General features: G+C 71.2%; 29 protein-coding genes. 10 read left to right on the top strand and 19 right to left on the bottom strand.

The window, feature by feature from the left end; genetic code table 11:
* Position 1: 1 nt before the first annotated feature.
* The 14 genes from rplN to ACGFMP_RS20280 all read right to left on the bottom strand — a co-directional run bounded on the left by rplN (position 2) and on the right by ACGFMP_RS20280 (position 7,926).
* Positions 2-370 (bottom strand): 50S ribosomal protein L14, encoded by a 369-nt coding sequence (gene rplN, locus ACGFMP_RS20345; protein ID WP_031524788.1) that lies wholly within the window; start codon positions 368-370, stop codon positions 2-4.
* 118 nt (positions 371-488) lie between these two features.
* Complete coding sequence (gene rpsQ, locus ACGFMP_RS20340; protein WP_033177803.1) at positions 489-776, bottom strand: 30S ribosomal protein S17; 288 nt, start codon at positions 774-776, stop codon at positions 489-491.
* Entirely contained in the window at positions 776-1,009 is a 234-nt protein-coding gene (gene rpmC, locus ACGFMP_RS20335) for a 50S ribosomal protein L29 (RefSeq protein WP_033177802.1), read from the bottom strand. The genes rpsQ and rpmC overlap by 1 nt, the downstream gene beginning before the upstream one ends.
* Entirely contained in the window at positions 1,009-1,428 is a 420-nt protein-coding gene (gene rplP, locus ACGFMP_RS20330; protein ID WP_033177801.1) for a 50S ribosomal protein L16, read from the bottom strand. The genes rpmC and rplP overlap by 1 nt, the downstream gene beginning before the upstream one ends.
* A gap of 5 nt (positions 1,429-1,433) precedes the next feature.
* The gene (gene rpsC / locus ACGFMP_RS20325) at positions 1,434-2,264 is read right to left on the bottom strand and encodes a 30S ribosomal protein S3 (RefSeq protein WP_393674066.1); all 831 of its coding nucleotides are present in this window, start codon (positions 2,262-2,264) and stop codon (positions 1,434-1,436) included.
* Entirely contained in the window at positions 2,264-2,611 is a 348-nt protein-coding gene (gene rplV, locus ACGFMP_RS20320) for a 50S ribosomal protein L22 (RefSeq protein WP_073492408.1), read from the bottom strand. Before rplV ends, rpsC begins: the two co-directional genes overlap by 1 nt.
* Before the next feature lie 44 nt (positions 2,612-2,655).
* The gene (gene rpsS / locus ACGFMP_RS20315) at positions 2,656-2,937 is read right to left on the bottom strand and encodes a 30S ribosomal protein S19 (protein WP_033177798.1); all 282 of its coding nucleotides are present in this window, start codon (positions 2,935-2,937) and stop codon (positions 2,656-2,658) included.
* 12 nt (positions 2,938-2,949) lie between these two features.
* Entirely contained in the window at positions 2,950-3,786 is an 837-nt protein-coding gene (gene rplB, locus ACGFMP_RS20310) for a 50S ribosomal protein L2 (protein WP_251485168.1), read from the bottom strand.
* Positions 3,787-3,833: 47 nt separating this feature from the next.
* Positions 3,834-4,160, bottom strand: coding sequence for a 50S ribosomal protein L23 (rplW, locus tag ACGFMP_RS20305; protein ID WP_393674063.1), 327 nt, complete (start codon positions 4,158-4,160; stop codon positions 3,834-3,836).
* Complete coding sequence (gene rplD, locus ACGFMP_RS20300; RefSeq protein ID WP_393674061.1) at positions 4,160-4,816, bottom strand: 50S ribosomal protein L4; 657 nt, start codon at positions 4,814-4,816, stop codon at positions 4,160-4,162. The genes rplW and rplD overlap by 1 nt, the downstream gene beginning before the upstream one ends.
* Before the next feature lie 4 nt (positions 4,817-4,820).
* The gene (gene rplC, locus ACGFMP_RS20295) at positions 4,821-5,465 is read right to left on the bottom strand and encodes a 50S ribosomal protein L3 (RefSeq protein WP_327289212.1); all 645 of its coding nucleotides are present in this window, start codon (positions 5,463-5,465) and stop codon (positions 4,821-4,823) included.
* A 13-nt stretch (positions 5,466-5,478) separates the two neighbouring features.
* Positions 5,479-5,787: a 30S ribosomal protein S10 gene (gene rpsJ, locus ACGFMP_RS20290; RefSeq protein WP_014144312.1), complete on the bottom strand. Its 309-nt coding sequence runs from the start codon at positions 5,785-5,787 to the stop codon at positions 5,479-5,481.
* A gap of 772 nt (positions 5,788-6,559) precedes the next feature.
* Positions 6,560-7,378 (bottom strand): isocitrate lyase/phosphoenolpyruvate mutase family protein, encoded by an 819-nt coding sequence (locus ACGFMP_RS20285; RefSeq protein WP_393674058.1) that lies wholly within the window; start codon positions 7,376-7,378, stop codon positions 6,560-6,562.
* 68 nt (positions 7,379-7,446) lie between these two features.
* Positions 7,447-7,926 carry an NUDIX hydrolase gene (locus ACGFMP_RS20280; protein WP_393674057.1) on the bottom strand — a complete coding sequence of 160 codons (480 nt, stop codon included), beginning with the start codon at positions 7,924-7,926 and terminating at the stop codon, positions 7,447-7,449.
* Between the two features lie 46 nt (positions 7,927-7,972).
* On the opposite strand from ACGFMP_RS20280, the gene cpt reads away from it, so the two are divergent.
* Complete coding sequence (cpt, locus tag ACGFMP_RS20275; protein ID WP_393674055.1) at positions 7,973-8,503, top strand: chloramphenicol phosphotransferase CPT; 531 nt, start codon at positions 7,973-7,975, stop codon at positions 8,501-8,503.
* A gap of 15 nt (positions 8,504-8,518) precedes the next feature.
* Here the strand turns inward: cpt and ACGFMP_RS20270 are convergent, their stop codons facing one another.
* A complete protein-coding gene (locus tag ACGFMP_RS20270; protein ID WP_393674054.1) occupies positions 8,519-9,094 on the bottom strand; it encodes a hypothetical protein in 576 nt (191 codons plus the stop codon).
* Between the two features lie 161 nt (positions 9,095-9,255).
* Between ACGFMP_RS20270 and ACGFMP_RS20265 the strand changes: the two genes are divergently transcribed.
* Positions 9,256-9,657 (top strand): SRPBCC family protein, encoded by a 402-nt coding sequence (locus ACGFMP_RS20265; RefSeq protein ID WP_393674053.1) that lies wholly within the window; start codon positions 9,256-9,258, stop codon positions 9,655-9,657.
* 15 nt (positions 9,658-9,672) lie between these two features.
* Here the strand turns inward: ACGFMP_RS20265 and ACGFMP_RS20260 are convergent, their stop codons facing one another.
* Together ACGFMP_RS20260 and ACGFMP_RS20255 are read right to left on the bottom strand one after the other, a co-directional pair.
* On the bottom strand, positions 9,673-9,885 hold the full coding sequence (locus ACGFMP_RS20260; RefSeq protein WP_393674051.1) for a DUF397 domain-containing protein: 213 nt from the start codon (positions 9,883-9,885) through the stop codon (positions 9,673-9,675).
* On the bottom strand, positions 9,882-10,748 hold the full coding sequence (locus ACGFMP_RS20255; RefSeq protein WP_393674049.1) for a helix-turn-helix domain-containing protein: 867 nt from the start codon (positions 10,746-10,748) through the stop codon (positions 9,882-9,884). Before ACGFMP_RS20255 ends, ACGFMP_RS20260 begins: the two co-directional genes overlap by 4 nt.
* 286 nt (positions 10,749-11,034) lie before the next feature.
* Here ACGFMP_RS20255 and ACGFMP_RS20250 point away from each other — a divergent pair, with 286 nt between their 5' ends.
* The 3 genes from ACGFMP_RS20250 to ACGFMP_RS20240 are packed head-to-tail and all read left to right on the top strand — an operon-like array spanning position 11,035 to position 13,966.
* On the top strand, positions 11,035-11,412 hold the full coding sequence (locus tag ACGFMP_RS20250; RefSeq protein WP_393674297.1) for an ATP-binding protein: 378 nt from the start codon (positions 11,035-11,037) through the stop codon (positions 11,410-11,412).
* A gap of 12 nt (positions 11,413-11,424) precedes the next feature.
* Positions 11,425-11,991 carry a Uma2 family endonuclease gene (locus ACGFMP_RS20245; RefSeq protein WP_393674047.1) on the top strand — a complete coding sequence of 189 codons (567 nt, stop codon included), beginning with the start codon at positions 11,425-11,427 and terminating at the stop codon, positions 11,989-11,991.
* A 55-nt stretch (positions 11,992-12,046) separates the two neighbouring features.
* The gene (locus ACGFMP_RS20240; RefSeq protein ID WP_393674045.1) at positions 12,047-13,966 is read left to right on the top strand and encodes a hypothetical protein; all 1,920 of its coding nucleotides are present in this window, start codon (positions 12,047-12,049) and stop codon (positions 13,964-13,966) included.
* Here the strand turns inward: ACGFMP_RS20240 and ACGFMP_RS20235 are convergent.
* Positions 13,963-14,403: a VOC family protein gene (locus ACGFMP_RS20235; RefSeq protein WP_393674043.1), complete on the bottom strand. Its 441-nt coding sequence runs from the start codon at positions 14,401-14,403 to the stop codon at positions 13,963-13,965. The genes ACGFMP_RS20240 and ACGFMP_RS20235 overlap by 4 nt on opposite strands.
* A gap of 480 nt (positions 14,404-14,883) precedes the next feature.
* Between ACGFMP_RS20235 and ACGFMP_RS20230 the strand changes: the two genes are divergently transcribed.
* From ACGFMP_RS20230 to ACGFMP_RS20220, 3 genes are all read left to right on the top strand, one after another.
* Positions 14,884-15,297 (top strand): hypothetical protein, encoded by a 414-nt coding sequence (locus ACGFMP_RS20230; protein WP_393674041.1) that lies wholly within the window; start codon positions 14,884-14,886, stop codon positions 15,295-15,297.
* A 104-nt stretch (positions 15,298-15,401) separates the two neighbouring features.
* A complete protein-coding gene (locus ACGFMP_RS20225) occupies positions 15,402-16,115 on the top strand; it encodes an ABC transporter ATP-binding protein (protein WP_393674039.1) in 714 nt (237 codons plus the stop codon).
* 8 nt (positions 16,116-16,123) lie between these two features.
* The gene (locus tag ACGFMP_RS20220) at positions 16,124-18,349 is read left to right on the top strand and encodes an ABC transporter permease (RefSeq protein ID WP_393674038.1); all 2,226 of its coding nucleotides are present in this window, start codon (positions 16,124-16,126) and stop codon (positions 18,347-18,349) included.
* 72 nt (positions 18,350-18,421) lie between these two features.
* On the opposite strand, the gene ACGFMP_RS20215 is transcribed toward ACGFMP_RS20220, so the two are convergent.
* Positions 18,422-19,630 carry a GDSL-type esterase/lipase family protein gene (locus ACGFMP_RS20215; protein WP_393674036.1) on the bottom strand — a complete coding sequence of 403 codons (1,209 nt, stop codon included), beginning with the start codon at positions 19,628-19,630 and terminating at the stop codon, positions 18,422-18,424.
* A gap of 147 nt (positions 19,631-19,777) precedes the next feature.
* On the opposite strand from ACGFMP_RS20215, the gene ACGFMP_RS20210 reads away from it, so the two are divergent.
* Both ACGFMP_RS20210 and ACGFMP_RS20205 read left to right on the top strand, forming a co-directional pair.
* The gene (locus ACGFMP_RS20210; protein WP_393674035.1) at positions 19,778-20,482 is read left to right on the top strand and encodes an ABC transporter ATP-binding protein; all 705 of its coding nucleotides are present in this window, start codon (positions 19,778-19,780) and stop codon (positions 20,480-20,482) included.
* Entirely contained in the window at positions 20,479-22,890 is a 2,412-nt protein-coding gene (locus tag ACGFMP_RS20205) for a hypothetical protein (protein ID WP_393674034.1), read from the top strand. The genes ACGFMP_RS20210 and ACGFMP_RS20205 overlap by 4 nt, the downstream gene beginning before the upstream one ends.
* Positions 22,891-22,983 lie beyond the last annotated feature (93 nt).

Here is a 22,983-nt window from a genome sequence, read left to right as displayed (position 1 = left end):
GTTACAGCACCTCCGGCGCGAGCGAGACGATCTTCATGAACTTCTTCTCGCGCAGCTCGCGGCCCACCGGGCCGAAGATACGGGTGCCGCGGGGGTCGCCGTCGTTCTTGAGGATGACGGCGGCGTTCTCGTCGAACCGGATGTACGAGCCGTCGGCACGACGGCGCTCCTTGACGGTCCGGACGATGACCGCCTTGACGACCTCGCCCTTCTTCACGTTGCCACCGGGGATCGCGTCCTTGACGGTGGCGACGATGACGTCACCGATTCCCGCGTAGCGGCGACCCGAGCCACCGAGAACACGGATGCAAAGGATCTCCTTGGCACCAGTGTTGTCGGCGACACGAAGTCGCGACTCCTGCTGGATCACGTCTATCTCCTGTTTGTCGCGTCGGTTCCCGGCGGGGGGCCGCGCCTTGCGGTGCGGCCCCGCCGCCGAGCCTGACGGAACGGTCCTGAGCGGATACCCGCTCAGGGATTACTGGGCCTTACTTGGCCTTCTCAAGGATCTCCACGACGCGCCACCGCTTCGTGGCAGAGGTCGGCCGGGTCTCCATGAGGAGGACACGGTCGCCGATGCCCGCGGCGTTCTGCTCGTCGTGCGCCTTCAGCTTGTTGGTGCGGCGGATGACCTTGCCGTACAGGGCGTGCTTGACACGGTCCTCGACGGCCACGACAACGGTCTTGTCCATCTTGTCGCTGACCACGAGGCCCTCACGGGTCTTGCGGAAGCCGCGCTGCTCGGTGCTGGTCTCAGTCACATTCTTCTCGCTCATCAGGCGCTCTCCACCGTCTCCACCGTCTCGATGCCCAGCTCGCGCTCACGCATGAGGGTGTAGATCCGGGCGATGTCCTTGCGGACGACCCTGAGCCGGCTGTTGTTCTCAAGCTGTCCTGTGGCCGCCTGGAAGCGGAGGTTGAACAGCTCCTCCTTGGCCTCACGCAGCTTGCCGACGAGCTCCTCGTCGCCGAGCTGGCGCAGCTCGGTCGCCTTGGTACCGGCCGCCATCACGACTCACCTGCCTCGCGCCGCACGATGCGGCACTTCATCGGAAGCTTGTGCGCGGCGCGGGTGAGCGCCTCGCGGGCAACCTTCTCGTTCGGGAAGGACAGCTCGAACATCACCCGACCGGGCTTGACGTTCGCGATCCACCACTCGGGGGAACCCTTACCGGAACCCATGCGGGTCTCGGCCGGCTTCTTGGTGAGCGGACGGTCCGGGTAGATGTTGATCCAGACCTTGCCGCCACGCTTGATGTGCCGGGTGATGGAGATACGAGCGGACTCGATCTGCCGGTTGGTCACATACGCGGGGGTGACGGCCTGCAGGCCGTACTCGCCGAACGCCAGCTCCGTGCCGCCCTTGGCCATGCCACGGCGGGTGGGGTGGTGCTGCTTGCGGTGCTTGACCCTACGGGGGATCAGCATGGTACTTAGCCTTCCGTTCCGGGGGTCTCCGCGGCCGGGGCCTCAGCGACGGGCGCGTCGGCCTTGGGGGCCTGCGCACCTTCCGTCTGAGGACGACGGCCACCACGGCCACCGCGCTCGCCACCGCGGCGCTGCGGACGCTCGTTGCCACCACCGCGGGCGGGACGGTTGCCCGCCCTGGCGGCCGCGTTGTCGGCACGGACTTCGGCGATGTTCTTGACGTCGCCCTTGTAGATCCAGACCTTCACGCCGATCCGGCCGAAGGTGGTCTTGGCCTCGAAGAAGCCGTAGTCCACGTTCGCCCGCAGCGTGTGCAGCGGGACGCGGCCCTCTCGGTAGAACTCCGAGCGGGACATCTCGGCGCCGCCGAGACGGCCGCCGCACTGGATCTTGATGCCCTTGGCGCCGGCCTTCAGCGTGCCCTGCATGCTCTTGCGCATGGCACGGCGGAAGGAGACGCGGGAGGACAGCTGCTCGGCGACGGCCTGGGCCACCAGCTGAGCGTCCATCTCGGGGTTCTTGACCTCGAGGATGTTCAGCTGGACCTGCTTGCCGGTCAGCTTCTCCAGGTCGCCGCGGATACGGTCGGCCTCCGCGCCGCGGCGGCCGATGACGATGCCCGGCCGGGCGGTGTGGATGTCGACGCGGACGCGGTCGCGGGTGCGCTCGATCTCCACCTTGGAGATGCCGGCCCGCTCCATGCCCTGCGTCATCATCTTGCGGATGGCGACGTCTTCCTTGACGTAGTCCTTGTACAGCTTGTCGGCGTACCACCGGGACTTGAAGTCCGTGGTGATGCCGAGCCGGAACCCGTAAGGGTTAACCTTCTGGCCCATTACCGGGTCCCTTCCTTGCTGGCGACGACCACGGTGATGTGGCTGGTCCGCTTGCGGATCCGGTAGGCACGGCCCTGGGCGCGCGGCCGGAACCGCTTCAGGGTCGGGCCCTCGTCCACGTACGCCTCGCTGATGTACAGCGACTCGGCGTCCGTGTGGTCGTAGTTGTGCGCGGCGTTGGCGATGGCGCTGTCGAGCACCTTGCCGACCGGCTCGCTCGCGGCCTGCGGGGTGAAACGCAGGACCGCCTGAGCCTCCGTGGCATTCATGCCACGGATGAGGTCCACCACACGGCGGGCCTTCATGGGCGTGACGCGGATGTACCGCGCCTGGGCCCTGGCTTCCATGGTCGTCCCTTCAGTGTCTGTCTTCGTCACGGTTTTCAGCCCGCTCAGCGACGCCGCGACTTGCGGTCGTCCTTCTCGTGCCCGCGGAAGGTGCGGGTCGGTGCGAACTCGCCGAGCTTGTGGCCGACCATCGACTCAGTGACAAACACCGGGACGTGCTTACGGCCGTCGTGCACCGCGATCGTGTGGCCCAGCATCGCCGGGATGATCATCGAGCGGCGGGACCAGGTCTTGATGACGTTCTTGGTGCCTGCTTCGTTCTGGACGTCCACCTTCTTGATCAGGTGGTCGTCGACGAAGGGCCCCTTCTTGAGACTGCGCGGCATCTAAACCCGCTCCTAGCGCTTCTTGTTCGTCTTGCGGCGGCGGACGATGTACTTGCTCGATGCCTTCTTCGGCGAGCGAGTACGACCTTCCTTCTGACCCCACGGGGAGACCGGGTGGCGACCACCGGAGGTCTTGCCCTCACCACCACCGTGCGGGTGGTCCACCGGGTTCATGGCGACACCGCGGACGGTCGGGCGTACGCCCTTCCAGCGCATACGGCCGGCCTTGCCCCAGTTGATGTTCGACTGCTCGGCGTTGCCGACCTCGCCGATGGTGGCGCGGCAGCGGACGTCGACCATCCGGACCTCGCCGGACGGCATGCGAAGGGTGGCCATGTTGCCTTCCTTCGCCAGCAGCTGGACCGAAGCGCCCGCGGAGCGGGAGATCTTCGCGCCGCCACCGGGCCGGAGCTCGATCGCGTGGATCGTGGTACCGACCGGGATGTTGCGCAGCGGCAGGTTGTTGCCCGGCTTGATGTCGGCGTTGGCGCCGTTCTCGATCCGGTCGCCCTGCTGCAGCTTCGCGGGGGCGAGGATGTAGCGCTTCTCGCCGTCCGCGTAGTGCAGCAGCGCGATGCGCGCGGTGCGGTTGGGGTCGTACTCGATGTGCGCGACCTTGGCGGGCACGCCGTCCTTGTCGTGCCGACGGAAGTCGATGACACGGTAGGCGCGCTTGTGGCCACCACCCTGGTGGCGAACGGTCACACGACCGGCGTTGTTACGGCCGCCCTTGCTGTGCAGAGGGCGGACCAGCGACTTCTCCGGCGTGGACCGCGTGATCTCGACAAAGTCGGCGACGCTGGAGCCACGACGGCCCGGGGTCGTCGGCTTGTACTTGCGGATACCCATTTCTCAGTCCTCGGATGATTCCGGACTTCTGAACGGCCAGTCCCCCGTTAGGAGACCGGGCCGCCGAAGATGTCGATTCGGTCGCCCTCGGCGAGGGTCACGATGGCGCGCTTGGTGTTGGCCCGCTTGCCGAAACCGGTGCGGGTGCGCTTGCGCTTGCCCTGCCGGTTGATCGTGTTGACCCCGGTGACCTTGACCTGGAAGACCGTCTCGACGGCCTGCTTGATCTGGGTCTTGTTGGCGCGCGGGTCGACGACGAAGGTGTACTTGTTGTCGTCCAGCAGCGCGTAGCTCTTCTCGGAGACCACGGGCTTGATCAGCAGGTCACGGGGGTCCGTGAAGGTCTTGCTGGTGATCTCGGTGTGCTCGGCCATCAGGCGTCGCTCCCTTCCAGCTCGGCATCCTCGACACCGGCGCCGGTGAAGCGGTCGAACGCGCCCTTGGTGAAGACCACGTCGTCCGAGACGAGCACGTCGTACGTGTTCAGCTGACCGGCCTCCAGGATGTGGACCTGGGGCAGGTTGCGTGCGGACAGCCAGCCGGCCTCGTCGGCCCGCTCGATGACCAGGAGCACGTTCTTGCGCTCGCTGATCTTCCCGAAGAGCGTCTTCGCGGCCTTGGTCGACGGCGACTCGCCCTCGATCACGCCGGTGACGACGTGGATGCGGTTGTGGCGCGCCCGGTCGGTCAGGGCACCGCGCAGGGCGGCCTTGACCATCTTCTTCGGGGTGCGCTGCGAGTAGTCCCGCGGCGTCGGACCGTGCACGACGCCACCGCCGGCGAACTGCGGCGCGCGGGTCGAGCCCTGGCGGGCGCGGCCCGTGCCCTTCTGGCGGTACGGCTTGCGGCCACCACCACGGACCTCGCCACGCGTCTTGACCTTGTGCGTGCCCTGACGGGCGGCGGCCAGCTGCGCGACGACGACCTGGTGGATCAGCGGGATGCTGACCTTGGCGTCGAAGATCTCTGCCGGGAGCTCTACGGTCCCGGTCGTGTCGCCCGCGGGCGACAGGATGTCAATGGTGCTCATATCCTCAAGCCCCCTTGGCCGCGGTGCGGACCAGGACGAGGCCGCCGTTCGGGCCCGGGATCGCGCCCTTGATGAGCAGCAGTCCCTTCTCCGCGTCAACGGCGTGGACGGTCAGGTTCTGAGTGGTGACCCGCTCGTTGCCCATACGGCCCGCCATGCGCATGCCCTTGAAGACACGCCCAGGGGTGGCGCAGCCGCCGATGGAACCCGGCGAGCGGTGCTTGCGCTGGACGCCGTGGCCGGCGCCGAGGCCCTTGAAGTTGTGACGCTTCATGACACCGGCGAAGCCCTTGCCCTTGCTCTTGCCGGTCACGTCGACCTTGATACCGGCCTCGAACACCTCGGCGGTGATCTCCTGGCCGAGCGTGTACTCGGCCGCGTCGGCGGTACGCAGCTCCACGAGGTGGCGGCGCGGGGTGACGTCGGCCTTGGCGAAGTGGCCCTTGAGGGGCTTGTTCACCTTGCGAGGGTCGATCTCGCCGAAGGCGATCTGGACCGACTCGTAGCCGTCGGCGTCATTCGTACGGACCTGGGTCACGACGTTCGGGCCGGCCTTGACCACGGTCACCGGGACGACACGGTTGTTCTCGTCCCAGACCTGGGTCATGCCGAGCTTCTCGCCCAGGATGCCCTTGATCTGCTTGGTCATCTTTCCGCGCCTCTCAGAGCTTGATCTCGATGTCGACGCCGGCCGGAAGGTCCAGGCGCATCAGCGAGTCAACGGTCTTGGGCGTCGGGTCGAGGATGTCGATCAGGCGCTTGTGCGTGCGCATCTCGAAGTGCTCGCGCGAGTCCTTGTACTTGTGCGGCGACTTGATGACGCAGTACACGTTCTTCTCAGTGGGCAGCGGCACCGGGCCCGCGACCTGCGCACCAGTACGCGTCACCGTCTCGACGATCTTCTTCGCCGAGGAGTCGATGACTTCGTGGTCGTAGGCCTTGAGCCGGATGCGGATCTTCTGTCCCGCCATGGCTACTCCGTAGTCCTTGTCTCTATTCAGCTCCGGCATCCGCTTGCTCCGACCCACGCGGTCGGGCGTGTCGCGCCCCTCGCCATGATTTTCCGCATGCGGAATTCCCTGACCAGGGGGTTGCGTGGGAGATAACACCCACCGGATGCCTGGTCGGAGCCGCACTGACACTTCCCGGAAGATTCCCGTACGTCCGCCCCAGCGCTGCCCACCTGGGCAGTTAGGGCGACGAGTACCGTGGGACTCGCTTCCGGTCCTCCCGACGGGAGGCGCGCAGCATCGGCGCTCGACCGAGCAACTTGGGTAGTCTGCCATACGGCCTGCGGCCCGCGCCAATCGAGCCGGGTAGCTTACCCCTCTGCTCCTGCCGCGCAAACGCAGTCCCCATCCCGGGCCCGCCCTCTCGGGGCACCCTTGCCCCACGAGCCTCCCGGGGGTCGTGGGTACCCCCAGCCCCTTGGCGGTTGCCCCCCTCGGCAAGGGGCGCCCCCCACGGCCGTCACGTGGCGACGAACCGCACCACCCCAGGGGCGCGGGGAACTGCGCGACAAGCCCCCACCGGGGGCGCGGGTCGTCACCGGCCCGAAGGGGCTGATCGGTCCGATCCGGACCACCGGCCGGTGGGTGGTTGCTCGCGCCGTTCCCCGCGCCCCTAAGTGGTTGCCGCTTTCCGCAAGGACGCCGCTGGGGGGCACCCCCTTGCGGAAGGGGAGCCGCACACGCCCCGTGGCCGGGGATGGGTGCCGGCCGAGGCAATCGGCGGAGGAGCTGGTCAGCGGGTCGGGGACAGGAGTGCGTTCAGCTCCGGGTAGGCGATGGCGTCCGCCAGGGCACCGTAGCTGCCGCTCGCGGCAAGTTCGCGAGCGGCATTGCGGGCGACGGCGTACGCGGCCTCCGCCACGGCCGACCCGAGGCTGACCCGGGCCGCACCGGCGGCGCCCATCTCGGCGACGGTCGGGGCGCCCGGCCCCGCCAGCACGTTCAGCGGCACGCTGATGCCCTCGGCGAGCGCCGCGACCACGCCGGTGTCGGTCACACCGGGGACGAAGATGCCGTCCGCGCCGGCGTCGACATACCGGCGCGCCCTGGACAGGGTCTCCCCGAGCCGGGCGTCCGCCTCCCCGACCCCCCGCAGATACGTGTCGATCCTGGCGTTGACGAAGAGGCCGGCGCCCGCCTGGTCGGCGGCATGGCGGGCGGCGGCGAGCCGCACGGCGAACTCTTCCGGCGCCCTGGCCCCGTCCTCGATGTTCACGCCGACGGCACCGGCCGCGAGCACCCCGGCGACGGTCTCGGCGACGCCGTCCGCGTCCTGCCCGTAGCCGCCCTCGATGTCGGCGGTCACCGGCACGGCGACGGCGGCGGCTATGGCGGAGATCAGCGCCAGCGCCCTGTCCCGGGTGAGCGCGTCACCGTCGGGGGCGCCAAGCGACCAGGCGACGCCGGCGCTCGTGGTGGCGATCGCGGGTGCGCCCGCGGATTCGATGACGCGGGCGCTGGCGACGTCCCACGCGTTGGTGAGCGCGAGCGGCGCCGAGGGCGTGTGCAGGGAGCGGAAGAGACGCGCTTTGTCCGACTGTCCAGTGATCATGCGAGCAGTCAAACACCGCCCCGTGGCCGTCTTCTGGCGAGAATCCGACATCCACGTCGACCCGGCCGTCAGCCCGTGACGTACCCGAGGTCCACCGGCGTCACGGGCGCCCCCTCGGCGCGTACGGTCGCGAGCAGGGCGGGCAGCTGCGGCGGCCACAGCGCCTCGGTGGCCGCGGCCAGCTCGTCCGGCGACCACCAGCGCCCGCGCTGGATGCGGTCGGCCGCGTGGGACTCCGCGAGGTCGCCGACCGGATCCCGCCGGGGCCCGTACGCCAGGAAGATGTGCTCATGCTGGCGCACCTTCACCCCGACCCGGGTGAAATCGTGCTCCCACAGGCACAGCAGGGGCCCCAGGTCGAGGTCGGCCCAGCCGGTCTCCTCGCGCAGCTCCCTCAGCGCCGCCTGCTCCGGTGTCTCGCCCGGGTCCATGCCCCCGCCGGGCATCGCCCAGTGGATCCCGGCCTCCTCGTTGTCGTAGCGGAACATGTAGACGGCGCCCGCCGGGTCGAGCACCGCGACCCGTGCCGCCTGCCTGGGTATACGCATCGGACCAGCCTGCCAGAGCCGTCACGGCGCCCGTAGTGTGTCCGCAATGACGACTCAGGTGATCGTTCTGAACGGCGGTTCCAGTTCGGGCAAGACCTCGCTGGCCCGCAGCCTCCAGGCGGTCCTGCCGGAGCCGTGGCTGGCTTTCAGCGTGGACGACTTCGTGGACGCCCTGCCCGCCTCGCTCAAGGACTCCGACGCCGGGATCGCCTTCGGCTCCGACGGGGGCGTGTCCGTGGGCCCCGCCTTCCGCACCCTGGACGCCGCCTGGACCGCCGGTGTCGCCGCGATGGCCCGCGCGGGCGCCCACGTCATCGTGGACGACGTCTTCCTCGGCGGCCCCGACTCCCAGGCCCGCTGGCGGCAGGCCCTGGGCGACCTGCCCGTGCTGTGGGTGGGCGTCCGCTGCGACCCCGACGTCGCCGAGGCCCGCGAGGCCGCCCGCGGCGACCGCACCGCCGGTATGGCCGCGCTCCAGGCCGACCTGGTGCACCGGGGCGTGAGCTACGACCTGGAGGTCGACACCACCTCCGCCGACCCCGCGGAGTGCGCCGGGGTCATCGCCGTGCGGGTGTAGGCGCTCCCGCTGCCCCTACGAGGTCCCGATATCGGACACCTTCGTGCAGGTGAGACGGCCCGTGACGGTCACGTGGCCGCCGGAAGTGTCCGTCGCGTCGAGTTCGGCGCCGGCGGCGGTGACCGTCCACACACCGCCCTGCTTCCCGGCGGACAGGCCCTTGGCCCCGATGCCGATGAAGATCCGGTTGTCCGGGGTGATCAGCACGGCCGTGCCCGTCGGCCCGATGTTCACGCTGAATGACGGCGTGGTGGAGTCGTCGTCCCCGTCGGGCGCGGTCGCCGAGAGGAGCTTGCCCGCGTGGGTGGTGCAGCCGACGTTCATGGTCACGTCGAAGCCGCCGCTGGACGCGCCGGTGTAGTCCACACGGCCGTGTGTGCCGCCGGAGCCGGCGCTCGCACTCGCGCTCGCGGTGTCGGACGCGGTCGGCGTCGCGGACGCGGGCCCGGACGCGATCGGTGCGCCCGGCGCCGACGTATCCACCGTGACCGTCACCGTCTTGTCATCGTCGGACGAGGAGCATCCGGTCAGCCCGGCCACCACCGCAACCGGCAGCAGTAAACGCGCCAACACCCCTGCGGAAAACCGCACTTGTCCCCCTCGATCACCTACCGCGTCGCGTACGACGGCACGCTATACGACCCCCCGCCCCCGGCCTGACCAGCCGCGGCCCGCGGCTCCTCGTGAGCGGCTGCGGGCGATGACCGGTTCGTTCAAGAGCGGACCGGCCCGCAGCGGCTAGCGTCGGTCCCATGACCGACACCACGCGGGAGTCCCGCCACGTCAGCGTCCGGATCGCCGTGCCGATGGAGGACGTCTACGCCTATGCCTCGGACCCGGCCAACCTGCCCGCCTGGGCGCACGGCCTCAGCGGCTCGATCATGCGGTCGGGCGACGAATGGGTCGCGGAGTCCCCGATGGGCCGCGTCACCGTCGCCTTCACCCCGCACAACGCCCTGGGCGTCCTCGACCACGACGTGACCCTGCCGACGGGCGAGACCGTCCACAACCCGGTCCGCGTCCTGCGCGACGGGCCCGGCAGCGAGGTCGTCTTCACACTGCGCCGCCGCCCGGACATGACCGACGCGGACTTCGAGCGCGACGCCGCCACGGTCACGGCCGACCTGGACCGCCTCAGGCAGCTCCTGGAATGACCGGCCGCGCTCCCGTCAGACGTCGTACGTGCTCGCGTACGCCAGGAAGGAGGCCCAAGCCTCCGTGCTGAAGCTGAACCGAGCGCCCTCCGGGTCCTTGGAGTCCCGCACGAGGATCGCCCCGGAGGACGCGGCGACCTCGACGCAGTCGTTGTTGTTGCTGCCGCTGTAACTGCTCTTGGTCCACTCGGGCGCGGAACTTCCTCCAGCGGATGGCTTGAGGCTCATATTTGTCCCCGCACTTTCTCGATGAAGGCCAGCGACTCACGCGGCGTGAGGGCCTGGGCTCGGATGATGCCATAACGGAGCTCCAAGATCTGAACCTCCTTGGGCTCCGAAACGAGGCGTCCGACGAGTTGGCCTTCGACGTGGCCCAGCGTCGTACCTTCCTTGAGCTTGAGGACCTGGAGTTCACCACCCATCCCGGCGTGGTCCTCGCGGTCCGTCGGCATCACCTGGATCTCCACGTTGCGCAACTCCCCGAGTTCCAGCAGGCGGTCAAGCTGGCGGCGCAGCACCGCCCGGCCTCCGATGGGCCGCCGCAACGTGACCTCCTCCTGGACGAAGGTGAGTGTGGCTAGCGGCATCCGGCCGAATATCGCCTGCCGGGCCATCCGCGCTGACACGTATCGCTCCAGGTCGTCAGCAGCCATCGCCGGACGCCTGACGGCGAACAGCGCGTTCGTGTACTCCTCGCTCTGGAGCAGGCCGTGGATGTTGTGGTTGCCGTATGCGCCCAACTCGACGGCGTCGGCCTCCAGCTTGGTGAGGTCCCGAACCTTCTTCGGGTACCGCGCTTCCGCCACGTCCGGCTTCATGGCCGCAAGTTTGCCGCCCGCCTTCAGGACGCGATCCGCGTTGTCGAGGAAGACCGGCTTCGGGACGCGGACGCCCCGCTCCACCTTGGAGACCATCTCCTCGCCGTAGCCGATCGCGGCGCCGAATTCGGCCTGTGTCAGGCTCGCGGCCTCGCGCCACGCCTTGATCTGGCGGCCTACCGTCTTCATGACGCCCGTGGAGTCGTCCTCCAGGCCTGAGTCCCAGTCCGGCCCGTCGGAGCCGTCCGTCGTGTGGTCCCTGCTGTCGACCATGCCGACCCCCGTCGAGTCGATGCGTAGGTAATGCGTAGTTCGCGGCATACAGAGTATGCACGGACATTTGTGCGCGTCAGGTGAATCGACGGAACGTCACCCGTTCCGGTCCGTACGGACCCGTACACGCACGTACAACCGGCGGCCGGGCGGGCCGCGTACCCGGACACCGGGTCACAGGGCGGGCAGACTCGCTGGTCACGGGGGTGTGGGCGCGGCCACTCTCGGTGAGGTGAGCCATGACATCCGTACCCCCGAACTCGCCGCCCCCGCACGGCGGTTCAGCATGCAACTGCCCTGCACCCGCCGCGGGGCCCAGCGGGCGCGCCTGCTGGCCGTCGCCCAACTCGGCGGGTGGGAGCTGCCGTACGACACCGCCGCGCAGATCGTGGCCGAACTCGCCGCGAACGCCGCGGTGCACGGCCGCGTGCCCGGCCGGAATTTCCGGCTGACGCTGGACGCCGAGGTGCCGGGCCGCCTCCGTATCGAGGTGAGCGACGCCCGCGGCGAACGCCTCCCGGCGATCCCCCGCGACGCCGGGACCGACGCCGAGTCCGGGCGCGGCCTGCTGATGGTCGCCGCCCTGGCCACCCGCTGGGGGGTGACGTCGGGCCCCTTCCCGTCCAAGACGGTGTGGGCCGAGGTCGACCTCAGCCGGGAATGACGAGGAGGCGCCATGGCGATGAGAAAGCGCTCCTACCTGGCGATGCGCGCCATCGTCGAGCGGATGCAGCCCGCCGTCCCCGGCAAACTGGAGATCACCAGGGAAGGGATCGTCCACGACAGGGTGTCCCCCAGCGCGGCGCATGAGCTGACCGCGGCCCGGGTCAGCCGCCGGCTGGAGAAGGTCATGCCGGAGGGCCTGCTCGCCCACACGGGCACGCCCGACGTGGAGGACGTCCACGAGGGCGTGATGCGGCACCCGGACGTCATGGTCATCGCGGAGGCCGACATGGAGGTCGAGGGGTCCTTCGACCCCGGCAGCCTGCTCGCGGCCGTCGAGGTGGTGTCCCGGTCCGACCCGGACAACGACTGGGTCGGCAAGATGCAGGACTACCCCTTGCTGGGCATCCCGGTCTACGTCCTCTTCGACCCGCGTACCGGCGAGGGGGCTGTTCTGTCCGACACCCACTCGACGCCGAACGGCCCGCGGTACGCGACCCGTACGGACTTCGTGTACGGCGAGGACGTCACGATCGGCGAGTGGACGATCTCCACGGACAATCTGCCGCGGTACCGCTGAACCAGGCGTCGTCCTACAGTCGGTGGCATCCGACCGTCGGTCACGGAGGCAGGCCATGCGATCACCGGACGAACTGGACCGCGTCGACTGGCACGCACTGACCCACGCCTACGGCCCTGCGGACAATGTGCCGGGCAACATCAGGGCGCTCTACTGGGGCGGCGAGGAGGCCGCGGAGGAGGCGATGGGCGAGCTGTGGAGCACCATCCGCCACCAGAACCCGGCCTTCACCGCGTCCGCGCCCGCCGTGCCCTTCCTCGTGCACGCGCTGGTCCACGTCGGGGCCAGGCGCGCCGACCTGCTGATGCTGCTCGCGACACTCGCCGACCACTACCCCGAGGACGTCCACTCTCCTTACTGGACGGGCAGTCCTGTCGAGGCGACATGCGCCGAGGTGTGCCGGGAGCTGCCGCAGCTGCTGCCCTGCCTGCGCGATCCCGAGCGCGGCGTGCGCCGGGCGGCGATGCGGGTGGTCGCCGCGGTGGCCGACCTGTTGCCGGCGCCGCGGCGGGAGGCCCTGGCAGCGGAGGCCGACGCGCTGTACGCCGGTGATCCCGTACCGGCGGTGCGGGCCGACGCGATGGTCCTGCGGGTCCGGCTGGGCGGGGCCTCGGCTCCGCTCGACAGCCCGCTGCCCGAGGTCCGGCTCGCCGCCGCCATGGTCGCCGCCGAGCGGTCGGGGCCGCCCTACCCGCCCGAGGTGATCGAGGTGCTGGCCACCGAGGGCGCCGACCGCGGCCAGGAGGACGAGGACTTCGACGCGGACTTCGACGCGGAGGACTTCGACGTCGAGGACGACGACTTCCCGTGGCCGGGGGGCGCCGGCGGCGGGCAGGGTGAGGTCACCGACCTGCTCCTGCAGGACCCGGACGCCGCCCTGTCCGTCGCCGCCCGCTGGATCGCGGAGGGCGACCTGGGCGCCCACGGGTCCTGGCTGGCCGAGGAGGTCGCCAACAAGTGGCGTGACCGGGAGCCCGCGGTCATCGACCTGATGCTCGCGTCGCTGCCGCACCAGGACGGCGAAGGGGCGCTCGCCAACCGCCTCGACGGCATCGGCCGCTGGATCGCGCTGCACCCGCAGCCCGGCACGGGCCTGCGGGACACGCTGTACGGGTACGCCCTGCGCGCCACGTCGCTGTCCGCCCGGCCCGCGCTGCTCGCCCTGGTGCGCGCCCGTGATCCGCGCGCACTCGACCTGCTGCGCGACAACCCGTACCCCTCGACCCTGCGCGCGGCGTCGGCCCACTTCCCGGGCGCCGCCGACCGGCTCCTGCCCGTGATCCGCCGCGAGCTGGCGAAGGAGCCGGACGGGAGCGAGGTCGTCGCCCTCATCGAAGCGCTCGGCGGCCTCGGTACCGAGGCGATACGCGCGGCCGCGCCCGAATTGGTCGCGTGCCTGCGGTCCGGAAGCGGCGCCATCACCGCCTCCCGCCACATCGGCCTCGCCGGCCTACGGACGCCGGAGATCGAGTCCCTGCTGCTGAGCGGCATGGGGCACCGCGACGCGAAGACCCGCGCGGCGGCGGCCCTCGCCCGCTACCGGCTGACCGGCGACGCGGGGCCGACCCTGGACGTCTTCGCGGCCCTGCTCTCCTCCCCCGGCGAGGCCCCCTGGCACCTCTCCGCCCTGGAAGCCCTCGGTCCCGCCGCGGCCCGGCTCCTCCCCCTCGTCGAGCCGCTGCTGACCGAGTCCTACGAGCCGACGCGGGTCGGCGCCGCCGAGGCCTGCTACTGGCTCACCGGCTCCCCCGACCGCAGCGTCCCGCTCCTCACCGCCGCGGTCGACGCCACCCCGCTCGGCCTGCGCGCCCTGAAGTCCCTCGCCGCCATCGCCCCGGTGTCCCCGCTCCTGCACCCCGCCCTCCAGGAGTTCGCGACCTCCCCGCACCGCCTCATCGGGCCCGAACTGTTCGAAGAGGTCCACCCCGACGAGCAGCTCCGCACCCTGGCCCACCGCCTGCTCGCGCTCGGCTAGCCGATCCGCTCGGCCAGGGCGACGATGATCCCCGAGGGGCCGCGGAGGTCGCAGAGCCGGTAGGCGTTCTCGTACTGCGCCACCTCGCCGAGGAGTTCGGCGCCATGGCCGCGCAGGCGGGCGATCGTGTCGTCGATGTCGTCGACGGCGAACATGACCCGGTGCAGGCCCAGGGTGTGGGGCGGCGGGTTGAGCGGTCCCGTGGTGATCGCCTCGGGGTTGTGGAATTTCGTCAGCTCCAGCTTCCCGTGGCCGTCCGGGGTGCGCATCATCGCGATGGCGGTGCGGACGCCGTCCAGGCCGGTCATCCGGTCCGCCACGATTCCCTCGATCTGCCCTTCGCCCTCCATCTCCATGCCGAGCTCGGTGAAGAAGGCGACGGCGGCCTTCAGGTCGTCGACGACGATGCCTACGTTGTCCATCCGCTCGATTGCCACGGGGTGCTCCTTCTTCGTCACTCGGTCCGTTCCGGATACTGCTACCCCTGGGACGGAGCCGGTGCCGCATTCTCGACACCCGGACGGGGCGACCTCGCGGCCGCCGCAGGCTCGGCGACGGCCGCACCACCCCGCCGACGAAGTGGAACCCGGCGCGCGCCCGGCGTGAAAGCCGGGACCTCAACCCGCCCCGGCGCCGGAAAGAACCCACCATCCGGAAACGGAATCCCTGCCCGTGAACTGACGGTAAATCAGATGTTAACGGCTCCCAAAAACCGCCTTCCCTCAGCGGCTGACGCAGCCTAAGATCCTGAGTTGCCACGAGCCGGAGCACTACGAGCGTCAAAGTATTTTCGTCAGGTGACACATTTCCGTCACCTGATCCGGTGGACGCCCGATCCGACTCAAAGCGGCCCATTTGGCTGCGGCCGGCTGTCGCCGATCGCAGCTGCAGAGCAGCACAATCGAACGGGAGAGAACGTGCAGACGGTCAAAAGGTTTGGGACGATCGCGGCAAGCGTCGCCATCGCGGGAGCCCTGCTGGGCAGCGGTGCCACAGCTCACGCCAACGCCGGAGAGAACGTGACCTCCGTGTACGGCATGAAGTGCTCGGGCAGCGCGTATTCCTACTGGGTGTACAGCTTCAGCCTGCTGAGCAACAACAACGAGAACGTCGGCGTCAGGGACGGCTGCTCCGACGGCAACGGCGTCTACTCGCTCTACGACCGCGTCAACGACCACGGCCTGCGGCTCGACGACACCAACGGCTACGGGACGACCGTGTACAGCGGCAACAGCACCAGCAACTACGTCCAGAAGGTGACGGGCTGCCTCAACATCTACCTGACCCCGGACCAGTGCGGCCCGGACGACCGCCCGGGCGACGGCCGCTGACATCGTGAACCTCGGGGGCGGAGGCCTTCCGCGCTCCGCCCCCGAACGCTCCTTCGCGCCGTGATGGCGGAGGCCGCCGCAAGAACTACCTGAAAGCGCGTCAAATGACCGATCTCGACACTGGGCTTCCCCCCGTATCCGCATCCGTACTGAAAGTGCGGGACCTTCACTTCACCATACGAAAGCGCTCGCTTTTCAATGGCCTGAATCTCAGTGTCAGCCCCGGTGAATCGGTGGCGATCACCGGGCCGAGCGGCTCGGGTAAAAGCACCCTGCTGTCGTCGATCCTCGGACTGGTCAAGCCGGACAGCGGAAGCATTCTTGTCGCGGGCACCGACGTCACGAAACTTCGGCGCTCACAACTGGCAAAACTGCGGAGTGAAACCATCGGCGCCGTCTTCCAATTCGGCGAACTGCTCCCTGAACTCAGCCCCCTCGACAATGTGGCCCTGGCGGCGCTGCTGTCACGGTCGGACCGCCGGGGGAGCTTCGAGCGGGCGCAAGCCCTCCTCGATGAGCTGGGTGTACCACGGGCGACCACGACGCAGGAGCTCTCCGGCGGCGAGCACCAGCGCACCGCCGTGGCCCGCGCGCTCATCAACTCACCCAGACTCCTGCTGGCCGACGAACCCACCGGCGCCCTGGACCCGGATACGGCGGAACGCACCGCCGAACTGCTCTTCGACCTTCCCCGGCGTCACCGCTGCGGACTGCTGCTCGTCACGCACGACAGGCACGTGGCGGCGAAGGCCGACAGGATCCTGCATCTGGAAGGGGCCGCGCTGGTCCCCGCCGGCGGGCGGGCGACGGTGGCATGAAAAAGGTGATGAGAGGCGGCCTCCGGCGGCGCCTGCTGTCCATAGGGCGCGAAGCGGGGCGTCGTTCGGAAGCGGCGCCCGCCCGGTTCGCGGCCCTCGCCGTGTCGACCTTCGTCCTGGCGCTCTGCATGAGTGCTCTCGTCTTCGCACACGCCGCCTACCACGGCAAGGAGGTGCGGCGAGAGGCGAGAACCCCGGTTCGCCAGGCCCAGGGGGTCGACGCCAGGCAATCCACCGCGTGGCTCGTCGGCACGGACGACCTCAAGGGCCGGCGGGGCTTCACCATCGTGTACATCCAGCCGCACACGGCCGATGCCCCACTCCCTCCCGGAGTGAGCCACTGGCCGAAACCGGGCGAGGCCGTGCTCTCGCCGGGGCTGCTCGCGGCCGGCGCGCACGAGGGAATCGCCGACCGCTACGGACGGCTCGCCGGGACCATCGGACGGGAAGGCCTCGAAGACCGTGGCGAGTGGCTCGCCTACATCCGCCCCGTGGTGGACATGAAGGTCGAGCGGCCCGTCGAGCTGGTCACCGGGTTCGGTCCCGAGGCCGGCACACCCAACGACGGCCTGCAGCCAGGCACGGCACGCGACGACGACAAGCCGCAGTGGATGTTCATGGCCCTCCTCCTGGGCCTCCTGCTCCTTCCGGGCCTCGTCCTGCTGTTCGTCGGCATCTACGCGGGAGCCCACGGCCGTGACCGCAGAAGTGCGCTGACGGACGCGCTGGGAGGGATGCGGCGTGACCGCGCCCTGCTCGCCATCGGCGAGACGGCACTGCCCACACTCCTCGGCGCCGTCCTGTCCGTCCCGGCCATCGCCGCGATCATGCTCAACGACGTCAAGGTCCCCTACGTCGGCTACGCGCTCGCCTCCGCGGACCTGCGCCCATACGCCGGGGTCGCCCTGCTGGCCCCCCTTGCCGCGCTGGTCATCGCACTCGGCTCGGCGGTCCTCGCGGACCTGATGTCGGGCCGGGCGCGCGGGAACAGATTCCGCGCGATGCCCCGAGGAGTGTGGCAGCGCCGCATCGCGGTGCTGTGTCCGCTGGCGATCCTGCTCGCGGCCCGCGGGCCGGAAATGGCCGGCCAGAACACCGAGCACCGGGTGTGGATCACCTGGATCGGCCTCGCGCTCGTCGTGCTCACCATGCCCGCGGGGGTCGCCGCGATCGTCGTCGGGCTGGGGCGGGTCCTTGAGCGAAAAGGCCGCGAGCGGGGGTGGGCCGGCGCTCTGATCGGCGGCCGCCGGATCAGTTCCCACCCGGCGGCCACGGCCCGGCTGATCACGGGTGTCGTCGTCGCGCTCATCGTCTTCACCCAGGCCATCGCCTGGCAGGGGCTTTTCGGAACATACAACTCGCAGATCGAGAAGGTCCTCAGCGACGCCGACCGGAGCATTTCCGAGATCGGCCCCAGGGGAACGGTGTCCGTCACCGAAGTCGAGGCCTTTCTCCAGCAGCTGCCCGCGGGAGACGCGCCGATCGTGGTGACCGCGCCCAGCGGGGAGAACGGCGGCCCGATCGGTGTGCGGGGCGGCTGTCCCGCCTTGCAGAGCCTCCATCTGCCGTGTCCTGCCACCGCGGTCCGCGTCGACCAGGTGCTGGATCGCCGGATGCAGCAGCTGATCCGCTGGGACGGACTGGGCGGCACGTACCTGGAGGTCACGCGCGCCGACCAAGCCGGGGTCGCCCGGCAGTCGGAGCTCACGGACCAGACCAGCACCCTGGTGGTGATCGGGACCGGCGCCCGCGGCCCCTCCGCTGCCGCGCTCAAGGAACTCTCCTTCAGGACCTTCCCCCGTGGCGCCCAGGTTCGCTTCCCCGGGGAGGAGTGGCTGACCAACAGCGTCCCCGACCGCGACCAGGGCCGATGGGTGCGGTTGTGGGGTGTGGTGGGCATCGGGATCCTGGTGCTGGCCATCGGCGTGAGCGGAATGGCCGAATTCCTGCGAAACGGCCGTGCGCTGGCTCCTTTGACGGTCCTGACCGGGGGGCATCGCGTCTTCAGCAGCAGTGCCGCCTGGGCGATCACCGCGCCGCTCGCCGTCGCCGGACTCCTGGGCACGCTGGTCGGCTCCTGGCTCGCCAGACCGGTGTCGAGACCGGGCAGCACCACGTACATTCCGGCGGAGCTGATGGCGTCGACTGTCGCCGTGGTCCTGGCCATGGCAGCCGCGCTCGGCCTGTGGGCGGCCGGCGTCGCCTGGAAACAGGCGCACACCTGGCGGGCATGACAAGCGGCTGCCGTCGCGCGAAGGAACGGCACCGCGCCGCCCCCGCGGTCCTGAGGGCGGCGCGGCCGGGAGTCAGGGTGTCGCGCAGGTCGCGGTCGGAGTCGGGGTCGGGGAACCGGAGGCCAGGAAGCCGAAGGTCGTCGAGGCTCCGGCAGCGAGGGTGCCGTTGTAGGACGCGCTGTGGATGACGACGGTGCCGTCGGGGTTGGTGACGGCGGTGCCGTTCCACACCTGGGTGACCTGGACGCCGGAGAGCGTGACCGTCCAGCTCGTCAGGGCCTTCACCGCGGTGACGGTCACCCCGGCCTGGAAGCCGCCCTGCCAGGAGTTGCTGACGCTCAGCGCCGCCGTGCAGGCCGCACCGCCGGTGCCGCCGGTACCGCCGGTGGACCCGGAGGTCGTGCCGGTGGACGTGCCCGTCGAGGTGCCGGTGGACGTACCGGTGGACGTCCCGGTGGACGTGCCCGTCGAAGTGCCGGTGGAGGTGCCGGTGGACGTGCCCGTCGAGGTGCCGGAACCCGGCGTCAGCAGCGCCGCCAGCGGCGGATACCAGCGGGCGGCCATCTTCGCGATGCCCGCGTCGTTCGGGTGGACGCCGTCCCCGGTGTCCGTCGCGTCGTTGAAGCCGGTCCACTGGTCAACCACGGTCACCGGTGACTGCGCGGTGCTGACGGACTGCGCCCAGGCCGGAATCTGCGCGTCGAAGTCGATCACGCGCTGCGCGCACTCCCCACAGGTCGGCGGGTTCATCGGGATGATCTCGGCGACCAGCACCTTCATGTTCGGGTTGCTCGTCCGCATCTGGCCGACCATCTTCGTGAAGGCGGCCAGGATCTGCGCCGGGGCGATGTTGCTCCAGACGTCGTTCGTGCCGAGGTGCATCAGCACGATGTCCGGCGATGTCGCGGACAGCCAGGCCGGCAGCTGGTTCTGGTTGGCGATGTTCGTGGCCAGGATGCCGCCGTGGCCCTCGTTGTCACCGTCGTAGGACACCCCGCAGCCCTGCGGCGGGAGGGTGCCGACGAAGTCGATGTTCGTGTAGCCCGCGTTCTGGAGCTGGTTCCAGAGCAGGGCGCGCCAGCAGCCGGGCGAGCCGGTGATCGAGTCGCCGAGCGGCATGATCCGTACGGGGGCCGCGGCGGCCGCCGCCGGGGCCGGGGCGGCACTGGCGGAGCGGGCGCCGCCGACCGCCACGAGGGCGCCGATGGCCAGCAGCAGCAAGGCGAGCAGTAATCTCGACGCCCGCAGCGCGGGCCGGGCGAGGGGGAATTCGCGGGACATGACCGGGTCCTTCCGGGTGGGGGAAGCTCCGATGTATGGGAGCGCTCCCATAGGCGTATCGACCGAGGCACCCACGCGTCAAGACGCGTACCGCACTAGGGTCGGCCGGACACACCCCTGCACACGTCAGAACGTCACGGAGGCGCGATGCGCGCGACAACCAACGGCACCGCGCTGCTCCGGCTGCGCAAGGTCAGCCGTACATACGGCTCGCGCCGCGCCCTGCACCCCCTCGACCTGGACCTCAAGGCCGGCCAGTGCGTCGCCCTCTACGGGCAGAACGGCTCCGGCAAGTCCACGCTGCTGCGGATAGCCGGCGGCCGGGACGCCCCCACCAGCGGCGACGCGCTCTTCGCCGGGCGCGCGGTCAGCGAGGACGACCCGGAGGTGAGGGCCAGGGTCGCCGTCGTCGGCGACACCGTCGCCTGCTACCCGGACCTCACCGTCCGCGAGCACCTGGAGCTGGTCACCGTCGCGCACGCCGTGGACGACGCCGACGCCTGGATCGACCAGGTGCTCGCCGACCGCCGGCTGTCCGACCACGCCCGCGCACTGCCTGGCTCGCTCTCCTCCGGCCAGCTCCAGTCCCTGCTGCTGGCCGCGGCCCTCGTACGCCCGCGCGACCTGCTCATCCTCGACGAGCCGGAACAGCGCCTCGACCCGGCGGCCAGGCGCCGCCTCGCCGACCTCCTGGTCGCGGAGAAGGCCGATGGCGTCGCCGTCCTGCTCGCCACCCACCAGCCGGACCTGGCCGAGGCAGTCGCCGACCGGATGATCGCCCTGGCCGACGGCCAGGTCATCGCCGACGGGCCGCCCTCGGCGGTGCTCCGCGAGCTGGGCGTCCGCGCATGAAGGACGGCCTGCGGCCCGCACCGACCGCCAACCCCACCCCCTCCGACCCGGTCGGCCCCGCCCCCACCGACCCGGTCGGCCCCGCCCCCACCGACCCGGGCACCCCCGGTCACCCCGCCACCGACACTGCACCCACCGCACCCGGCGAGGGCGGCGCGGTCGCCGAGCCGTTCGGCCCCGCGCCCACCGGCCCGGACACAACGCCCGCCACCAGCGCCCCGGCGCCCACCGCCACCGAGCCGGGCGGGGACGGTCTTCCCGCCACCGACGCGGCACCAGCTGCCCCCGGCCAGAGCGACACCCCTACCGAGCCGTTCGGCCCCGCGCCCACCGGCCCGGACACAACGCCCGCCACCAGCGCCCCGGCGCCCACCGCCACCGAGCCGGGCGGGGACGGTCTTCCCGCCACCGACGCGGCACCAGCTGCCACCGGCCAGAGCGACACCCCTACCGAGCCAGTCGCCCCCGCGCCCACCGGCCCGGACACGACGCCCACCACCGACGCCCCGGGCACCCCCGGGCACCCCGCCACCGACGCGGCACCCACCGCCCCCGGCGAGGGCGGCGCGGTCGCCGAGCCGTTCGGCCCCGCGCCCGCCGACCCGGGCGCCCCCGGGCACCCCGCCACCGACGCGGCACCCGCCGCCCCCGGCGAGGGCGGCGGCGCCCTCGGCGCCATGGGGCGGGCCGGGGCGGATGAGGCCGCCGTCCCCAGCGGGAGCGACGTCGTCGTCGATGAGGACGAGGACGAGGATGTTCCCTGGTCGGAGGAGGATGACGACCGCACCGACGAGACGCTGGCCTGGTTGCGGCGGAAGCGGCGGGCGCATCGGCGGGCCAGGGGGCGGGAGCTGGCCGTCCTCGTCTACACCGTGCTCATCGCGGTGGCCGGCTACGGCTCCAGCTTCGCCGTCAGCTTCCTGCGCGGCCTGGAGGACGGTTCCGGCTACGCCGACGCGGCCCGCGACCTGCGGGCCGCGATGCCCGCGCTCTTCGCCCTGCTCACCGTCGGCACCGCCGTCCTGGCCGCGCGTGACGCGCTGTGGCGCGGGCCCGTGGTCGTACCGGGCCCTGCCGTGGGGTGGCTGCTGGCGCAGCCGGTGCGGCGCGGCCGGGTGCTGCGCCCGTGGTTCCGGCTGTCCGCGGGCCTCGCGCTGATCCCCGGCGTGCTGGCCGGTGTCGCCGGCGCCTCGGTGCTGCGGGTGACGGGGCTGGCTCCGCTCGGCACCGCGATACTGGCCGCGCTGCCGGCGGCCCTGTGCCTGCCGCTGCTGGGCGTGGCGCTCGGCATGGCGGTGGAGCGGCACCCCGGGGCGGCCCGTGCGGTACGGCGGTGGACCGCCCCCGCCGTGCTGCTGCTGGCCGCGCTCGTCGCCCAGACCGTACTGGCCACCAATGGCCACCGCTCCCCCGCGGTCGAGCAGGTCGAGCTGTGGAGCGGCCCGTGGGGCTGGGCGGGACAGCCCGTGGTGGACGCGATCGGCGGCACCGCACCGGCCTGGCCCGCCGCCGTCGCCCTCCTCGCCGCCGCCACCGCGGCCGCGCTGGCAGTGGCCTACCGCGACGCGGCCCTCGTCCCCACCGCCCGGCTGCGCGAGCGCGCCGCCACCGCGACGACCGTCTCCTCCGTCGCCTGGTCGCTCGAACTGCGCGCCGCCAAGCTGGCGATCATGGACGCGGGCGGCGGCACACCGGTGCGCCAGGTGCGGCTCCGGCCGCCGCGCGGCCGCTACGGGCGGCACCTGGTCGTCACCTGGCGCGACCTGCTGACGCTGCTGCGCACCCCCGGCAGGCTCGGCAAGGCCGCGCTGTGGACGGCGGCCGGCGCCGCCGTCGCCGGCCTCGGCGCCGACCTCGGCGGCGAGCGCCGCTGGGTCGGCTTGGTCATCGGCCTGCTGCTCGGCTACCTCGCGGTCGGCGCCCTCGCGGAGCCCGCCCGGCTGGAGACGGACGACATACGGCGGGCCGCCTGGGCCCCGTACCGCTTCCGTACCCTGATGCTCCACCACGGGGTGGTGCCCGCCCTGCTCGGCGCGCTGCTCGGCCTGCTGGCCGCCGTCCCCTACGCGCTCTCCGGGCACACCTGGACGCTGCTCCTGCTGCCGCTGTGCGCGCCGCCCTTCACCGCGGCCGCGCTGGTCTCGGCAAGCCGCGGCCCGGCCCGCACGCAGCTGCTCTTCCTCGGCGGCGGCTCACCGGTCGGCGGCCCCGGGCCCTTCCTCTACGTCGCCTGGTACGCGGCGGGCCCGCTCGTGGCGCTGACCACCCTGACGCTCGCCCTGGCGCCCGTGCTGCGCCACGGCGGCACCGGCTCGTCGGTGGCGCAGGCGGCATGCGTCTGCGTCCTCCTGACGGGGCTCCTGCTGCTGCTGACGACCCGCATGGCGGACCGCCTGGTCCGCCACTGAGCGCGGGGACCACCGCCCGTGGCGCCCGGTACCGCGAAACCCGGCAGCACACCCCGCGACTTTGTCGTATCGTCCATCGGCACGGGGCGGCGG

Source organism: Streptomyces sp. NPDC049040, from assembly GCF_043197715.1.
In the GTDB taxonomy this organism is placed as follows: Bacteria; Actinomycetota; Actinomycetes; order Streptomycetales; family Streptomycetaceae; genus Actinacidiphila.
Note: the sequence above shows the minus strand (reverse complement) of the source record. Positions and strands in the feature narration are given on the sequence as shown.

Bases quoted from the DNA above. Each gene is read 5' to 3' on its own strand.
- rplB (WP_251485168.1), bottom strand. From the start codon at position 3,786: ATGGGTATCCGCAAGTACAAGCCGACGACCCCGGGCCGTCGTGGCTCC.
- ACGFMP_RS20240 (WP_393674045.1), top strand. From the start codon at position 12,047: ATGCGATCACCGGACGAACTGGACCGCGTCGACTGGCACGCACTGACC.
- rplP (WP_033177801.1), bottom strand. From the start codon at position 1,428: ATGCTGATCCCCCGTAGGGTCAAGCACCGCAAGCAGCACCACCCCACC.
- rplC (WP_327289212.1), bottom strand. From the start codon at position 5,465: ATGACCAAGCAGATCAAGGGCATCCTGGGCGAGAAGCTCGGCATGACC.
- rpsJ (WP_014144312.1), bottom strand. From the start codon at position 5,787: ATGGCGGGACAGAAGATCCGCATCCGGCTCAAGGCCTACGACCACGAA.
- ACGFMP_RS20215 (WP_393674036.1), bottom strand. From the start codon at position 19,630: ATGTCCCGCGAATTCCCCCTCGCCCGGCCCGCGCTGCGGGCGTCGAGA.
- ACGFMP_RS20280 (WP_393674057.1), bottom strand. From the start codon at position 7,926: ATGCGTATACCCAGGCAGGCGGCACGGGTCGCGGTGCTCGACCCGGCG.
- ACGFMP_RS20205 (WP_393674034.1), top strand. From the start codon at position 20,479: ATGAAGGACGGCCTGCGGCCCGCACCGACCGCCAACCCCACCCCCTCC.
- ACGFMP_RS20265 (WP_393674053.1), top strand. From the start codon at position 9,256: ATGACCGACACCACGCGGGAGTCCCGCCACGTCAGCGTCCGGATCGCC.
- ACGFMP_RS20225 (WP_393674039.1), top strand. From the start codon at position 15,402: ATGACCGATCTCGACACTGGGCTTCCCCCCGTATCCGCATCCGTACTG.
- rplD (WP_393674061.1), bottom strand. From the start codon at position 4,816: ATGAGCACCATTGACATCCTGTCGCCCGCGGGCGACACGACCGGGACC.
- rpsS (WP_033177798.1), bottom strand. From the start codon at position 2,937: ATGCCGCGCAGTCTCAAGAAGGGGCCCTTCGTCGACGACCACCTGATC.
- rpsQ (WP_033177803.1), bottom strand. From the start codon at position 776: ATGAGCGAGAAGAATGTGACTGAGACCAGCACCGAGCAGCGCGGCTTC.
- ACGFMP_RS20220 (WP_393674038.1), top strand. From the start codon at position 16,124: ATGAGAGGCGGCCTCCGGCGGCGCCTGCTGTCCATAGGGCGCGAAGCG.
- ACGFMP_RS20260 (WP_393674051.1), bottom strand. From the start codon at position 9,885: ATGAGCCTCAAGCCATCCGCTGGAGGAAGTTCCGCGCCCGAGTGGACC.
- ACGFMP_RS20255 (WP_393674049.1), bottom strand. From the start codon at position 10,748: ATGGTCGACAGCAGGGACCACACGACGGACGGCTCCGACGGGCCGGAC.
- ACGFMP_RS20210 (WP_393674035.1), top strand. From the start codon at position 19,778: ATGCGCGCGACAACCAACGGCACCGCGCTGCTCCGGCTGCGCAAGGTC.
- rplV (WP_073492408.1), bottom strand. From the start codon at position 2,611: ATGGAAGCCAGGGCCCAGGCGCGGTACATCCGCGTCACGCCCATGAAG.
- rpmC (WP_033177802.1), bottom strand. From the start codon at position 1,009: ATGGCGGCCGGTACCAAGGCGACCGAGCTGCGCCAGCTCGGCGACGAG.
- rpsC (WP_393674066.1), bottom strand. From the start codon at position 2,264: ATGGGCCAGAAGGTTAACCCTTACGGGTTCCGGCTCGGCATCACCACG.
- rplW (WP_393674063.1), bottom strand. From the start codon at position 4,160: ATGGCCGAGCACACCGAGATCACCAGCAAGACCTTCACGGACCCCCGT.
- ACGFMP_RS20250 (WP_393674297.1), top strand. From the start codon at position 11,035: ATGCAACTGCCCTGCACCCGCCGCGGGGCCCAGCGGGCGCGCCTGCTG.
- ACGFMP_RS20245 (WP_393674047.1), top strand. From the start codon at position 11,425: ATGGCGATGAGAAAGCGCTCCTACCTGGCGATGCGCGCCATCGTCGAG.
- cpt (WP_393674055.1), top strand. From the start codon at position 7,973: ATGACGACTCAGGTGATCGTTCTGAACGGCGGTTCCAGTTCGGGCAAG.
- ACGFMP_RS20285 (WP_393674058.1), bottom strand. From the start codon at position 7,378: ATGATCACTGGACAGTCGGACAAAGCGCGTCTCTTCCGCTCCCTGCAC.